This window comes from Citrobacter sp. Cpo148, from assembly GCF_030332375.1.
In the GTDB taxonomy this organism is placed as follows: domain Bacteria; phylum Pseudomonadota; class Gammaproteobacteria; order Enterobacterales; family Enterobacteriaceae; genus Citrobacter; species Citrobacter portucalensis.
This window is the reverse complement of sequence record NZ_JAOWHY010000041.1, coordinates 39146-53147: the sequence shown is the minus strand read 5'-3', so window position 1 is coordinate 53147 and position 14002 is coordinate 39146. Positions and strand designations below refer to the sequence as shown.

Here is a 14002-nt window from a genome sequence, read left to right as displayed (position 1 = left end):
ATGAATTAGCCGCGCTGGCGGACGGCTTCAAACAGGCAGATACCCGTCGCAACTGAAACGTTCAATGACGAAACGCTCCCTGCCATCGGGATGCTGATCAGTTCGTCACAGTGTTCGCGGGTCAGACGGCGCATACCTTCACCCTCTGCGCCCATCACCAGCGCCAGACGACCGGTCATTTTGCTCTGATAGAGAGTATGGTCGGCTTCACCTGCGGTTCCGACGATCCAGATATTCTCTTCCTGCAGCATACGCATGGTGCGCGCCAGGTTGGTCACGCGGATCAGCGGTACGCTTTCTGCCGCACCACAGGCCACTTTTTTCGCCGTCGCATTCAACTGTGCGGAACGATCCTTCGGTACGATTACAGCATGTACGCCAGCGGCATCGGCGCTACGCAGGCATGCACCCAGGTTATGCGGATCGGTGACGCCATCGAGGATCAAAAAGAACGGCTGATCGAGCGTGGCAATCAGATCCGGCAGATCGTTTTCCTGATACTGACGACCCGGCTTCACGCGAGCAATAATTCCCTGATGTACCGCACCCTCGCTTTTCTCATCCAGAAACTGACGGTTAGCCAGTTGAATGACAACACCCTGTGCTTCCAGTGCATGGATCAGCGGCAGCAGGCGTTTATCTTCACGACCTTTGAGAATAAAGACGTCCTGGAAGCGCTCAGGCGCACGTTCCAGCAGGGCCTGCACCGCATGGATGCCGTAAATCATTTCACTCATGAATGTACTCGTTAATAGTTTATGCGTAACGCCGGACAACGCGAAGGTTGCCCGACTTACAGTCTATGGCTGTTATTGTGCGACTTTCTTTTTCGCCGCACGTTTAGCTTTAGTGGCGGCAGCAATTTTAAGCGTTTTTGCCGAAGGCTTTTTCGCTTTTTTATCACCTTTCTTCTCAGCCGCATTCTTATCCGCCTGAGGTTTGGTTCTGCCTTTCTTCTCGCCGCGGAAAGCGCTGTCCGGCTCGAAATTCACCTTTTTGCCCATCTGACGACGTTTACCGGTATTTTTACCCGCATCGCCTTTTTTGGCTTTTTCGCGCGCGGTTTTACCTTCATTACGCGGCGCACGTTCACTGGAGATCAAGCTGAAGTCGATCTTACGCTCGTCCATGTTGACTGCTTCCACGCGAACTTCCACGCGATCGCCCAGGCGATACATCTGGCCGCTGGATTCCCCCGTCAGGCGCTGCCCAACCTGGTCGAAACGATAGTAGTCGTTATCCAGAGAGGAGACATGCACCAAACCATCGATAAACAGTTCATCGAGACGGACAAAGAAACCAAATCCGGTCACGCTGGCAATCACGCCTTTGAAGACATTACCCACCTGGTCCAGCATGAAGTCGCACTTCAGCCAGTCAGAGACATCGCGCGTGGCTTCATCAGCACGGCGCTCGGCCATCGAACAGTGCTGACCCAGTTGCAGCATCTCTTCCATCGAATAATGGTAGCCACCGGTTTCCGTGGTGTTGCCCTTATGGCCCTGCTCCTGCGCCAGCAGATACTTAATCGCCCGGTGCAAGGAGAGATCCGGGTAACGACGGATCGGTGAAGTAAAGTGTGCATAAGATTGCAGCGCCAGGCCAAAGTGACCACGGTTTTCCGGATCGTAAATCGCCTGCTTCATCGAACGCAGCAGCATGGTTTGCAGCATTTCTGCGTCAGGACGGTCAGCAATCGACTCCAGCAGTTCAGCGTAATCACGCGGCTCAGGTTTGTTGCCACCAGGCAGCTCCAGCCCCAGCTCTGCCAGGACGGAACGGAACGAGTTAATCGCTTCGGTCGTCGGCTTATCGTGAATACGGAACAGCGCTGGCTCTTTGGCTTTCTCAACGAATCGCGCCGCTGAGATGTTCGCCATGATCATGCACTCTTCAATCAGCTTGTGTGCGTCGTTACGCTGCGTCTGCTCGATACGCTCAATACGGCGTTCAGCATTGAAGATAAACTTCGCCTCTTCACTTTCAAACGAGATACCGCCACGCTCTTCACGGGCTTTATCCAGCACTTTGTAGAGGTTATGCAACTCTTCAATGTGTTTAACCAGCGGTGCGTACTGCTCACGCAGCTCCTGGTCGCCCTGCAGCATGTGCCAGACCTTGGTGTAGGTCAGACGTGCGTGGGAACTCATGACCGCTTCGTAGAATTTAAAGCCGGTTAAGCGGCCTTTCGACGAAATGGTCATTTCACAGACCATACACAACCTGTCCACCTGCGGGTTGAGTGAACACAATCCGTTAGACAGCACTTCCGGCAGCATCGGAACAACCTGCGACGGGAAGTAAACGGATGTGCCACGGCTACGAGCTTCCTGGTCCAGCGGAGTCGGCGGGCGAACGTAATAGCTTACGTCAGCAATCGCCACCCATAAACGCCAACCACCGCCGCGTTTCTTCTCGCAATAAACCGCATCGTCGAAGTCGCGCGCATCTTCGCCATCGATAGTCACCAGCGGCAGGGAGCGCAGATCGACACGTCCTACTTTCGCCTCTTCCGGCACTTCTTCTTTCAGTCCGGCGACCTGTTTCTCAACCGCCTGAGGCCAGATATATGGGATTTCATGAGTACGCAGGGCCATATCCACGGCCATGCTGGTTCCCATGTTATCGCCCAGCACTTCAACAATTTTGCCCACCGCTTTGGTGCGGCGAGTTGGACGCTGGGTCAGTTCAACGACGACCACAAAGCCCATACGAGCGCCCATTACCTCTTCCGGCGGGATCAGAATATCGAAGCTCAGGCGGCTGTCGTCTGGGACGACAAACCCAACACCAGCGTCGGTGAAGTAGCGACCGACAATCTGGCTGGTTTTCGGCACCAGTACGCGCACAATTCGCGCTTCGCGGCGACCTTTACGGTCCGCGCCCAGCGGCTGCGCCAGCACCTGATCGCCATGAATGCAGGTTTTCATCTGCTCGCTGGACAGATACAGGTCATCTTTGCGGCCTTCAACGCGCAGAAAGCCGTAGCCATCACGGTGGCCAATAACGGTACCTTTCAGCAGGTCGAGACGCTCCGGCAGCGCATAGCATTGACGACGGGTGAAGACCAGTTGTCCGTCACGCTCCATCGCGCGCAGGCGACGACGCAGCGCTTCTTGCTGCTCTTCACCTTCAATATTGAGTTCAGCGGCCAGCTCATCGCGGTTGGCCGGCTTTTCACGTTTAGTTAAATGTTCGAGGATAAATTCCCGGCTCGGGATAGGATTCGCGTATTTTTCTGCTTCGCGTTCCTGGAAAGGATCTTGTGACATGTCGGTTCCTCCGTCATCATCGCTGCTGGCGGGAGTCGTTACTCCACCAGCAATAATTTATAAAGCGGTTGATTCTTTTCAACCAAATCAGCAAGTGTGTAGTTGTCCAGTTCCGTGAGAAAACTTTGCACTGCTTTAGAAAGCGCCTGTTTGAGTCTACAGGCCGGGGTAATGTGGCAAAACTCGCTGCTACAGTTGACCAACGATAAGGGTTCCAGCTCGCGAACCACATCACCAATACCAATATCCTTAGCAGGTTTACCCAGGCGGATACCGCCATTTTTTCCTCGAATAGCAGTAACAAAGCCCGCCCGGCTAAGTTGATTGATTATTTTGACCATATGATTACGGGACACGCCGTAGACTTCTGTCACCTCAGAAATACTGGTCATACGTCCTTCGGGAAGTGACGCCATGTAGATTAGCGCACGTAATCCGTAATCGGTGAAACTTGTTAACTGCACATCAACCTCAGGAAAAGGGATAAAACGGATAAACCTGGTAGTATTAATTACATTGATGATAAACCAGCCACCAGCCAGGTCGCTAATTTATTTCAGTTCGGGAAGGAAAAAAGCGAGGAACTTACGTGATTTTAAGCCGGATTCTGATGCAAAGCACCTTCTCCGGCCTAAATTAGTGCAAGCGCAGCGCCGTTTGACGCTACGCTATAACCAGAATTATGCGTCGAACGGGTCGCGCAGGATCATGGTTTCAGTACGGTCTGGGCCAGTTGAAATAATATCAATCGGCACACCGGTCAGTTCTTCAATACGCTTGATGTAGTTCAGTGCTGCCTGCGGCAGACCGCTACGTTCCTTCACGCCGAAGGTGGATTCAGACCAACCCGGCATGGTTTCGTAAATCGGCTCGATACCTTTCCAGTCGTCAGCTGCCAGCGGAGTAGTCGTTACTTCGCGGCCATCCGGCATACGGTAAGCGACACAGATTTTCACCTCTTTCAAACCGTCCAGTACGTCCAGTTTGGTCAGGCAGAAGCCAGACAGGGAGTTAATCTGTACTGCACGGCGTACAGCAACGGAGTCCAGCCAACCGGTACGACGACGACGACCGGTGGTCGCGCCATACTCGTTACCTTGTTTGCACAGGAACTCGCCAACGTCATCAAACAGCTCTGTCGGGAACGGACCCGCACCTACACGAGTAGAGTAAGCTTTGATGATACCCAGAACGTAGTCCACATAACGTGGGCCCAGGCCGGAGCCGGTTGCCACGCCACCTGCGGTGGTGTTGGAGGACGTTACGTACGGATAGGTACCGTGGTCGATATCCAGCAGCGTACCCTGCGCACCTTCAAACATGACGAAATCGCCACGCTTACGCGCCTGGTCCAGCAGATCGGAAACATCAACAACCATTGAGGTCAGGATGTCGGCGATAGCCATCACATCATCCAGCACTTTCTGGTAGTCAACAGCTTCAACTTTATAGAAATTCACCAGCTGGAAGTTGTGATATTCCATCACTTCTTTCAGTTTTTCAGCGAAAGTTGCTTTATCAAACAGATCGCCAACACGCAGACCGCGACGAGCTACTTTGTCTTCATAAGCCGGACCGATACCACGACCGGTAGTACCGATCGCTTTCTCGCCACGCGCTTTCTCACGAGCGTTATCCAACGCAACGTGATAATCAAGGATCAGCGGACAAGCTTCAGACAGCAGCAGGCGCTCGCGAACCGGGATACCACGATCTTCCAGTCCTTTCATTTCTTTCATCAGCGCGGACGGAGACAGAACAACACCGTTACCGATGATGCTGATTACGTTTTCGCGAAGAATGCCTGATGGAATAAGATGGAGGACGGTTTTTTCACCGTTGATTACGAGAGTATGGCCTGCGTTGTGACCACCCTGGTAGCGCACAACATATTTAGCCCGTTCAGTCAGAAGATCGACGATCTTCCCTTTACCTTCGTCACCCCATTGGGTGCCCAGTACGACGACGTTGTTACCCATTTTTCAAAATCACCGTTTGCTTAAAAATGGATTCTACCACCGCTTTTTCAGATATACAGCACTTTTTGCATGCGAAAATCCGCAAATTAGTCTACTTATTGATCAGCCAATCGTTTTCCTCAACATGTAGTAGACCACAACGCCCGCAACCACAAGACCTCCACCAAAACGACGCAAAATATTTTCGGGAAGTTGCGCCATTGCAGAGATCATTTTCTTCCATGCGCTGGGATAAAGCATCGGACCCAGCCCTTCCAGCACCAAAACCAGCGCGAGCGCCAGCAAAATTGTTGAATTCATCCATCGCCCTTATATAAAAAGAAAACCACCGCATCCCTGGAGATGCCGGTGGTTTTGCTGCTTTAAAACCGCTGGAACGCGATTAGCGTGTCGCGGTATTTGGTGTCTTCATGTAGCGGAAGAAATCGCTGTCCGGGCTCATGACCATTACGTCCTGATTCCCTTCAAAGCTCTTCTCGTAAGCACGCAGGCTACGGATGAAGGCGTAGAAGTCCGGATCCTGACTGAACGCATCGGCAAACAGCTTAGCGGCTTCTGCATCGCCTTCACCGCGCATAATACGGCCCTGACGCTCAGATTCTGCCAGCGTTTTAGTGACTTCATAGTCAGCCGTTGCACGCAGTTTTTCCGCCTCTTCCTGGCCTTGTGAACGATGGCGACGCGCTACCGCTTCACGCTCAGCGCGCATACGGTTGTAGATAGCCTCGGACACTTCAGCAGGCAGGTTGATTTGCTTAATACGCACGTCAACCACTTCGATGCCTAATGCCGCCATACTGTTCGGGTTGATGACCGGTACTTTACCGTTCGTTTCAGCCTGAACACGTTCAGCCGCTTCGGCAATCGCGCTATCTGCTGCCGGAGTCGCCACTTCATCTTCCGTGCCAGCAGAACCGGAGTTCAGCGCGTCACGAACTTCCAGGGTCAAACGACCGCGGGAATCGGTAACGATGTCCTTCACGTCCAGACGACCAATTTCAGAACGCAGACGGTCAGAGAACTTACGTTTCAGCAGGACTTCCGCCTGAGAAACATCGCCACCGCCCGTTGCCAGGTAGTAACGGCTAAAGTCACTGATGCGCCACTTGATGTAGGAGTCAACGATCAGGTCTTTCTTCTCTTTGGTAACAAAGCGATCGGCCTGGTTGTCCATGGTCTGAATACGCGCATCCAGCATCTTCACAGATTCAATAAACGGAATCTTGAAGTGCAGGCCTGGTGCAACGACCAGCGGCTTGTTTTCATCGTCACGCAGAACTTTACCAAAGCGCAGAGTAATACCGCGCTCGCCTTCTTTGACCACAAAGACAGACATGAACAGAACTACCAGAACGATGATGATAATCGCAATAACTGACTTACGCATCGTTATTCCCCCTGACGCTGGTAGTCGTTACGCTGCGCATTCGCGCGGCGTTGGTCCATAATATCGCCCTGACTGGTGGACGATGTGTTGCTTGCTCCAGTGCTGGAAGTCGTTGCTGGCGGCAGACGCAGCAGGTTTGAACTGCTGTCAGTCTTTGCTGCTGGTGCACTACCACCTTTCAGCATTTGATCCAGCGGCAGAACCATCAAATTGCTGCCTTTATCGTTAACCAGGACTTTGCGGGTATTGCTCAGCACTTTTTCCATGGTTTCGATATACAGACGCTCGCGGGTAATTTGCGGTGCGGCTTTATATTCCGGCAGAATTTTTGCGAAGCGAGCCACTTCACCCTGTGCTTCCAGGATTGTCTGAGTCTTATACGCACGCGCTTCTTCCAGAATACGCTGCGCCTGACCGTTTGCACGCGGCTGAACTTCGTTGGTGTACGCTTCCGCTTCACGGATGTACTGCTGTTCGTTTTCACGTGCTGCGATAGCATCGTCAAACGCGGCTTTTACTTCTTCCGGCGGGCGTGCAGCCTGGAAGTTGACGTCCAACAGAGTGATACCCATGTTGTACGGACGGATCGTTTCTTCCAGTTCACGTTGGGTATCGCTACGAATAACGGTACGACCTTCGGTCAGGATACGGTCCATGGTGTATTTACCGATAACCCCACGCAGGGCACTGTCGGTAGCCTGACGCAGACTGTCATCCGCGCTGGTTACGCTAAACAGGTAACGCTGCGGATCGGTCACGCGGTACTGTACGTTCATTTCGACGCGCACGACGTTTTCGTCAGAGGTCAGCATGACGCCGGATGCGGCAAGTTCACGCACGGCTTCAACGTTGACCGGTGTCACTTCGTCGACAAAGGTCGGTTTCCAGTTCAGACCCGGTTCAACCAAATGGCTGAATTTACCGAAGCGTGTCACCACGCCGCGTTCCGCTTCTTTAATGGTATAGAAACCGCTGGCCGCCCAGATAATGACGATAGCGGCCGCTGCGATAGTAAAGACTCGACCGCCCAGTTGCGGACGCGGGCCTTGCGATGAACTACCGCCGCCAGAGCCAGTACCTTTACCGCCACCCAGACCACCGAGCTTTTTACTCAGTTTGCGGAAGATATCGTCCAGATCGGGAGGTCCCTGCTCGCGACCACCTTTGTTTCCATTTCCCTCAGGGTTGCCGCCAGGTTTGCTGCTTCCCCAGGGGTCGCGGTCTTGTCCGTTATTACCGGGCTGATTCCACGCCATTTTTGTGCTCCATATTTGTTATGCGATGCTATACCTGCGTCTTTTGTGCTGCCGTTGCGTTGGCTGCGTCCCTCAACGCCAGTCACATAGTTGACTATGCTCCTGGAGATTTCAGGACTTGCCGCCTTCCTGCCGCACAAAATCCACAAGGTATAGAGGCGAAAAAATCTTCAGGCCATATCCGTCAGATCAGACAACATAGTCTTCCAGTGCCGGTTCTTGTTTACAGAGGCGACGCCAGTCTACGATCGGCATACGAACCTGCAGACCTACGCTGCCGTCCTCCTCCATCCACTCTTTTTCTATTGCCTGAAGTTGATAAAACCGGCTTCTCAAACGCCCTTCCTGCGGCGGCAAACGCAACGTATGCTGCGCCACCTCACCGGAAAGTCGCTCAGTCAAAGCCTGAAAAAGTTGTGGTATACCAATCCCCGTTTGCGCTGATACCCAAACGCGAATGGGTTTATTCTCTTCATCTCTGTCGATACGCGGCTCAAAGTCATCCAACATATCGATTTTATTCATCACCAGCAGGGTCGGGATCTCATGCGCATCGATCTCTTCGAGCACCGTGTCGACGGCCTCAATGTTTTCCTGCACACGAAAATCTGCTGCATCAATAACGTGCAGCAACAATGTCGCCTGACGTGTTTCCTGCAAGGTGGCCTTAAACGCCGCCACCAGGTCGTGCGGCAAATGACGGATAAATCCTACGGTATCCGCCAGCACGGTCTCACCCACGTCCGCCACGTCTATTCTGCGCAGCGTCGGGTCCAGAGTCGCAAACAGCTGATCCGCTGCGTAGACCTGGGCTTCGGTGATCTGGTTGAACAGGGTGGATTTTCCGGCGTTGGTATATCCCACCAGTGATACGGTTGGGACATCCGCTTTCTTGCGCGACTGTCGCCCCTGCTCACGTTGCTTTTCAACTTTTTCCAGGCGCGACTGTATCTGCAAAATGCGATTACGCAGCAAACGACGGTCGGTTTCGAGCTGGGTTTCACCCGGACCGCGCAAACCAATCCCGCCCTTTTGCCGTTCAAGGTGAGTCCAGCCACGGACCAGACGCGTAGCCATATGGCGCAACTGCGCCAGCTCAACCTGCAACTTACCCTCATGGGTTCGCGCACGCTGGGCAAAAATATCTAAAATGAGACCAGTCCTGTCGATAACAAGACACTGGCACAACTGTTCCAGGTTACGTTCCTGGGCAGGGCTTAGAGCATGATCAAAAATCACCACCGCAGCGCCAGTCGCTTTTACGGCTTCGGCAATTTCGATTGCCTTACCTTCACCAACAAAATACTTCGGGTGCGGTGCTTTACGGCTCCCGGTAATCACCTGCATTGCTTCGACACCGGCGGAAGAAACCAGAGATTCAAACTCCTGGAGGTCTTCCATATCTTTGTCTTGCGAAAAATAGATGTGTACCAGTACCGCCTGCTCACCGGCATCATAACGGTCAAACAAGCGTCAACCCCTTAATATAAATCAACGGGGAACACAGGATCGCTGGCTCCCCGTATGTAAAACAGCTAATAACCTTATTCGGTTTCTTCGCTGTCCTGTTGCGCAGATGAACCTTGCGCGTTGCTACCGTGATGGTAGTTGCTGCCTGTGCCGCCGGTGGCATTATTGCTGTGATGAGAAACCGGACGAGACGGGACAACAGTAGAAATCGCGTGCTTATAAACCATCTGGCTGACCGTGTTTTTCAACAGGATCACGAACTGATCAAAAGACTCGATTTGACCTTGCAGCTTAATACCATTCACCAAATAAATAGAAACTGGAACACGTTCCCGACGCAGTGCGTTCAGGAACGGATCTTGTAAAGATTGCCCCTTAGCCATTCTCTCTTTTCCTTATATGCTTATTTGTACTTTGAACCTTTCGATTCTGAAAAATTGCGCACGATACGTTTCAATTGTACACATTCAGTTCGCGATAGCACCAACAACCTGTAATACTTCGTTTCGCGCCTGGTCAGGCTTTTCACTGTCAAGCCAGTGCACCCCTTCCCAACCACGCAACCAGGTTACCTGTCGCTTCGCCAACTGCCTCGTGGCGCAAACACCTCTATAAACCATTTCATCGTATGAAATTTCACCTTCAATGTATGACCACATCTGGCGATACCCTACACAACGAATGGAAGGCAAATCCGTATGCAAATCTCCACGGGCAAAAAGCGCCCGGACTTCTGCTTCAAAACCTGAAGCTAACATCTGATGAAAACGCTGCTCAATTCGCTGATGGAGCAGTTCACGGCTCGCCGGGGCGATTGCAAACTGATGCACCTGATACGGCAAAGCATCTCCTGACGTTTGCGTCAGCTCCGTTAAAGTTTTACCCGAAATGAAAAAAACTTCCAGTGCCCGGGAAAGTCTTTGCGGATCATTTGGATGAATACGCGCCGCTGCCACGGGATCGATGTCCTGAAGCTGTCGGTGTAACGCGTCCCAACCCTGCTCTGCCGCCTGCTGCTCAATTCTGGCCCTGACTTCCGGGTCCGCCGACGGTAACGGCGACAGTCCTTCAAGCAAGGCTTTGAAATATAACATTGTGCCGCCCACCAGCAACGGGATACGGCCCGTGGCGGTGATGTCGGCCATTTCGGCTAACGCATCGCGACGAAAATCCGCAGCGGAGTACGCCTGCGATGGATCGCGGATATCCAGCAATCGGTGCGGTGCGGCCTGTAATTCAGCTGCATCAGGCTTAGCTGTACCGATATCCATCCCCTTGTAAATAAGGGCGGAATCAACGCTTATCAACTCTATGGGCAAAACTTTACGCAATTCAATTGCTAATGCCGTTTTACCGGAGGCCGTTGGCCCCATCAAAAAAATCGCCTTTGGCAGGCTCGCCTTACGGGTATCACTCATGTTTCAGGGCATTCATTACCGAATGTAAATCAACAGGTTGTAACAGACCACCCGGCGGTGCCTTCACGAGTTGTGGGCAGAGCCGCTCAACATCCGCTAACAGCGTAATCGCCTGTGCCATGCTCCACTGTGGATGCTCGCTCATCAGGTTACGTGCGATCCACTGTGCAATATTGCCCGGCTCGAATACGGATTGCTGCGCCAGGTAGCCTATCAGTTCAGGAATCAAGATTTGTAAATTTTGTTGGCGTAAGGGTAAAGGCACCGCCCGGATGGTCACATGCTGCGCATCCAGCTGAAATTCAATGCCCAACTCAGCCAGTTGGCTCTGTCCTTTTTGCAGTGCTGCTTTTTCATCGGCGGTCACTTTTAGACGTAAAGGGATCAGTAACGGTTGAGCACAAACCGCTCCCTGACCCGGCGTTAACTGCGCCTGACGCAACCAACGCTCAGCCACCGGTAATGCCAACAACCGAATATGGCCATCACACTCGAGTAACGCGCAGTCTGCACCAACAATCGTTAGCACCCGGCCAAAGCCCTGACTGTTGCCAGTCAGAGGCGTCGATGGCGTTTCAGAGACCGGCGTTTTACGCGTTGGAGCAGGCGTCTGCATCAGTTGCTGATAAATTTCGCCCTGCTGCTTTTGGTATCCGGGTTGAGCATGAGGCCAACTGGCCCCCGCCTGACGGCCACCGCCACCACTACTGCCACCGCTACTGCCACTTCCAGTGCCAGCGGATGCTGAGTACCGCGGTGTCGCAGGTTCACGCGCGGGAGCCGGCTCGGCAAAATGGTTGCGTCCAGCAGCAACGCGGTTTTCCGGGATGTGCCTTGGGGCGGGTTCGTCGTCATCAGCCAACGGCAGCGGCGTTTCAAGCTGCTGTTGCAGGACGCTCAACACGCCCTGATAAATAAAATCGTGCACCAGCCGGGATTGATGGAAACGGACCTCGTGTTTAGCTGGGTGTACGTTGACATCCACTTGATGCGGATCGATTTCCAGATACAGCACAAAAGCGGGCTGTTGATCGGCTCCCAGCTTATCTTCACAGGCCTGGCGGATAGCATGGTTGATCAGCCGGTCGCGCATCATCCGACCATTCACATAGCAGTACTGGATTTCTGCCAGTGCTGCCGTTGTGTGGTTAGGATCGGCCACCCAGCCGCGCAATGTTAAATCGCCATGCTGCCATTCGATCGCCAGCGCATGCTCCAGAAACGGCGTGCCGCAAATCGCGCCCAGTCGGCGCTCTTTCTGCCCATCCGCGGCCACTGCCCGGTACTGTCGCACCACTTTGCCGTTGTGCGACAAATTTATCGTCACATCAAAACGTGCCAGCGCAATGCGGCGAATAATCTCGTCGATATGATTAAATTCGGTTTTCTCGGTGCGCATAAATTTGCGCCGCGCCGGGGTGTTGTAGAACAGATCTAGCACCTCCAGCGTGGTTCCCACCGGATGCGCAGCGGGTTTAACTGTGACATCCATGTCACGCCCTTCGGCATACGCCTGCCAGGCTTCGGGTTGTTCTTGCGTACGCGACGTCAGGGTTAAGCGAGACACGGAGCTGATACTGGCCAACGCTTCGCCGCGAAATCCGAGGCTTACGATGGCTTCAAGATCGTCAAGCGAGGCTATTTTACTGGTGGCATGACGCGCCAACGCCAACGCCAGCTCGTCTTTTTTAATCCCGCAGCCGTTGTCACGAATACGGATAAGCTTCGCGCCGCCGCGTTCAATATCGATATCAATGCGCGTCGCACCGGCATCAATGCTGTTTTCCACCAGCTCTTTCACCACTGACGCAGGCCGTTCTACCACCTCGCCTGCGGCAATCTGGTTCGCCAGCTGTGGCGGTAGAACCTGAATCGGCATGGCTAATCCTTAATTTGTTAACGTGTTACCCGGCGATATGGTGCTGGCGGTTTGCGCCGGTGCGCCCTGCGGCCCGGTTTGCATCGGGTGCGCCTGGAAATAGTTACGCAATCCTTTGTAAATCGCCTCAGCCAGTTGCTGCTGGTAATCATCGCTCGCCAACAGACGTTCTTCGCTGTTGTTACTGATAAAGCCGGTTTCAACCAGCACTGACGGGATATCAGGCGAACGCAGTACGCCAAGACTGGCGTGTTCTGGACGACGCTTATGCATCGAACCAATACGTTCTAACTGGCCGATCATGCTGGTCGCCACATCATACCCGACGCGCTGCGAATGACCGAACTGCAGATCCAGTACAGCCTGGCTGAGGTAAGGATCGGACTGGCTGTTTGCCAGCACATCGCCCGCGCCGCCCAACAACTCCGATTGCTTCTCGTGTTGTTCCAGCCAGCCAGCCATCTCACTGTTCGCCCGACGGTTTGACAGCACCCAAACGGAAGCACCTGTGGCATCACGATTTGGCGCGGCATCCGCGTGAATAGAAACCAGGAAATTGGCGTTTTGTTTACGCGCGACGTCTGAACGCCCCATCACCGAGATAAAGTAATCACCATCACGGGTGAGTACGCCTTTAAACATCGGATCATCATTGAGCAAACTGCGCAGCTTGCGCGCCACGGCAATCGTGACGTTTTTCTCACGCGTGCCGCCAGGACCAATAGCGCCAGGATCCTGTCCACCGTGTCCGGCATCAATGGCAATCACCACTTTATCGCCGTTGCTGGAACTGGCGCGCGCCGCAGGGCGCGTGGAGGTATTGCTGTTAGTCACAGCCGTAGTGCGATCGTTTTCTGCTTTAAACGGATTTCGCGCTGGCTCGACAGGACGTGGGGCAACAATCGGCGCTTCAGCACGCTTTGCAACCACGGGAGGTGGAGGCGGCGGCGGTGGCGCATCAGCGTTGATGGTAAACACGACGGTATAATTGCCGCCGTTCTGGCGTTTTACTGCTTCGGCTTTACCGTTCTCGGTTAAATCCACCACCAGGCGCAGAGACTGCGCATCTTTTGGCGTGCCGGAACGGATAGATTTCACCAGATTATTGCCGCTAAACAGCAGCGGTAACCCCTGAATCACTCCGGTTTGTTTAATATCCAGCGCGACGGTTCGTTTCCCGTCCTGCGAAACGGCATATTCAGGATCGCCAATAAAGCTCAGCGTAATCCGCGCCTGTTGATCGCCATTGGACACCTGAAGATCGGAGAGGCTGGCGGCCCCTGCCTGCGCGCACAGCAGGACCAGGGTTGCCATCAGCCAGTTTCTGATGCGATAAATCAT

At 53.5% G+C, this 14002-nt stretch carries 12 protein-coding genes; all 12 read right to left on the bottom strand.

Annotation, left to right across the window (positions count from 1 at the left end):
* Positions 1-5: 5 nt before the first annotated feature.
* The 12 genes from rlmB to amiB all read right to left on the bottom strand — a co-directional run bounded on the left by rlmB (position 6) and on the right by amiB (position 14002).
* Positions 6-737 carry a 23S rRNA (guanosine(2251)-2'-O)-methyltransferase RlmB gene (gene rlmB / locus OGY10_RS06120; protein ID WP_003830482.1) on the bottom strand — a complete coding sequence of 244 codons (732 nt, stop codon included), beginning with the start codon at positions 735-737 and terminating at the stop codon, positions 6-8.
* A gap of 72 nt (positions 738-809) precedes the next feature.
* Entirely contained in the window at positions 810-3272 is a 2463-nt protein-coding gene (gene rnr / locus OGY10_RS06115; protein ID WP_191226501.1) for a ribonuclease R, read from the bottom strand.
* A gap of 38 nt (positions 3273-3310) precedes the next feature.
* Positions 3311-3736 carry a nitric oxide-sensing transcriptional repressor NsrR gene (gene nsrR / locus OGY10_RS06110; protein ID WP_003830485.1) on the bottom strand — a complete coding sequence of 142 codons (426 nt, stop codon included), beginning with the start codon at positions 3734-3736 and terminating at the stop codon, positions 3311-3313.
* 216 nt (positions 3737-3952) lie between these two features.
* Positions 3953-5251 carry an adenylosuccinate synthase gene (purA, locus tag OGY10_RS06105; RefSeq protein ID WP_003025606.1) on the bottom strand — a complete coding sequence of 433 codons (1299 nt, stop codon included), beginning with the start codon at positions 5249-5251 and terminating at the stop codon, positions 3953-3955.
* Between the two features lie 102 nt (positions 5252-5353).
* Positions 5354-5551 carry a DUF2065 domain-containing protein gene (locus tag OGY10_RS06100; RefSeq protein WP_003025602.1) on the bottom strand — a complete coding sequence of 66 codons (198 nt, stop codon included), beginning with the start codon at positions 5549-5551 and terminating at the stop codon, positions 5354-5356.
* Positions 5552-5633: 82 nt separating this feature from the next.
* Positions 5634-6638: a protease modulator HflC gene (hflC, locus tag OGY10_RS06095; RefSeq protein ID WP_003830491.1), complete on the bottom strand. Its 1005-nt coding sequence runs from the start codon at positions 6636-6638 to the stop codon at positions 5634-5636.
* Between the two features lie 2 nt (positions 6639-6640).
* Positions 6641-7894: an FtsH protease activity modulator HflK gene (hflK, locus tag OGY10_RS06090; RefSeq protein ID WP_008786005.1), complete on the bottom strand. Its 1254-nt coding sequence runs from the start codon at positions 7892-7894 to the stop codon at positions 6641-6643.
* Between the two features lie 189 nt (positions 7895-8083).
* Positions 8084-9364, bottom strand: coding sequence for a ribosome rescue GTPase HflX (gene hflX, locus OGY10_RS06085; protein WP_003830495.1), 1281 nt, complete (start codon positions 9362-9364; stop codon positions 8084-8086).
* A 74-nt stretch (positions 9365-9438) separates the two neighbouring features.
* Positions 9439-9747 carry an RNA chaperone Hfq gene (hfq, locus tag OGY10_RS06080; RefSeq protein WP_003025584.1) on the bottom strand — a complete coding sequence of 103 codons (309 nt, stop codon included), beginning with the start codon at positions 9745-9747 and terminating at the stop codon, positions 9439-9441.
* A gap of 84 nt (positions 9748-9831) precedes the next feature.
* Positions 9832-10782 carry a tRNA (adenosine(37)-N6)-dimethylallyltransferase MiaA gene (miaA, locus tag OGY10_RS06075; RefSeq protein ID WP_286576453.1) on the bottom strand — a complete coding sequence of 317 codons (951 nt, stop codon included), beginning with the start codon at positions 10780-10782 and terminating at the stop codon, positions 9832-9834.
* Positions 10775-12661, bottom strand: coding sequence for a DNA mismatch repair endonuclease MutL (mutL, locus tag OGY10_RS06070; RefSeq protein ID WP_079934476.1), 1887 nt, complete (start codon positions 12659-12661; stop codon positions 10775-10777). The genes miaA and mutL overlap by 8 nt, the downstream gene beginning before the upstream one ends.
* Before the next feature lie 9 nt (positions 12662-12670).
* The gene (gene amiB / locus OGY10_RS06065) at positions 12671-14002 is read right to left on the bottom strand and encodes an N-acetylmuramoyl-L-alanine amidase AmiB (RefSeq protein ID WP_286576451.1); all 1332 of its coding nucleotides are present in this window, start codon (positions 14000-14002) and stop codon (positions 12671-12673) included.

Coding starts and splice junctions, on each gene's coding strand:
- amiB (WP_286576451.1), bottom strand. CDS start 14,002: ATGATTTATCGCATCAGAAACTGGCTGATGGCAACCCTGGTCCTGCTG.
- OGY10_RS06100 (WP_003025602.1), bottom strand. CDS start 5,551: ATGAATTCAACAATTTTGCTGGCGCTCGCGCTGGTTTTGGTGCTGGAA.
- hflK (WP_008786005.1), bottom strand. CDS start 7,894: ATGGCGTGGAATCAGCCCGGTAATAACGGACAAGACCGCGACCCCTGG.
- rnr (WP_191226501.1), bottom strand. CDS start 3,272: ATGTCACAAGATCCTTTCCAGGAACGCGAAGCAGAAAAATACGCGAAT.
- miaA (WP_286576453.1), bottom strand. CDS start 10,782: ATGAGTGATACCCGTAAGGCGAGCCTGCCAAAGGCGATTTTTTTGATG.
- rlmB (WP_003830482.1), bottom strand. CDS start 737: ATGAGTGAAATGATTTACGGCATCCATGCGGTGCAGGCCCTGCTGGAA.
- hfq (WP_003025584.1), bottom strand. CDS start 9,747: ATGGCTAAGGGGCAATCTTTACAAGATCCGTTCCTGAACGCACTGCGT.
- purA (WP_003025606.1), bottom strand. CDS start 5,251: ATGGGTAACAACGTCGTCGTACTGGGCACCCAATGGGGTGACGAAGGT.
- mutL (WP_079934476.1), bottom strand. CDS start 12,661: ATGCCGATTCAGGTTCTACCGCCACAGCTGGCGAACCAGATTGCCGCA.
- hflC (WP_003830491.1), bottom strand. CDS start 6,638: ATGCGTAAGTCAGTTATTGCGATTATCATCATCGTTCTGGTAGTTCTG.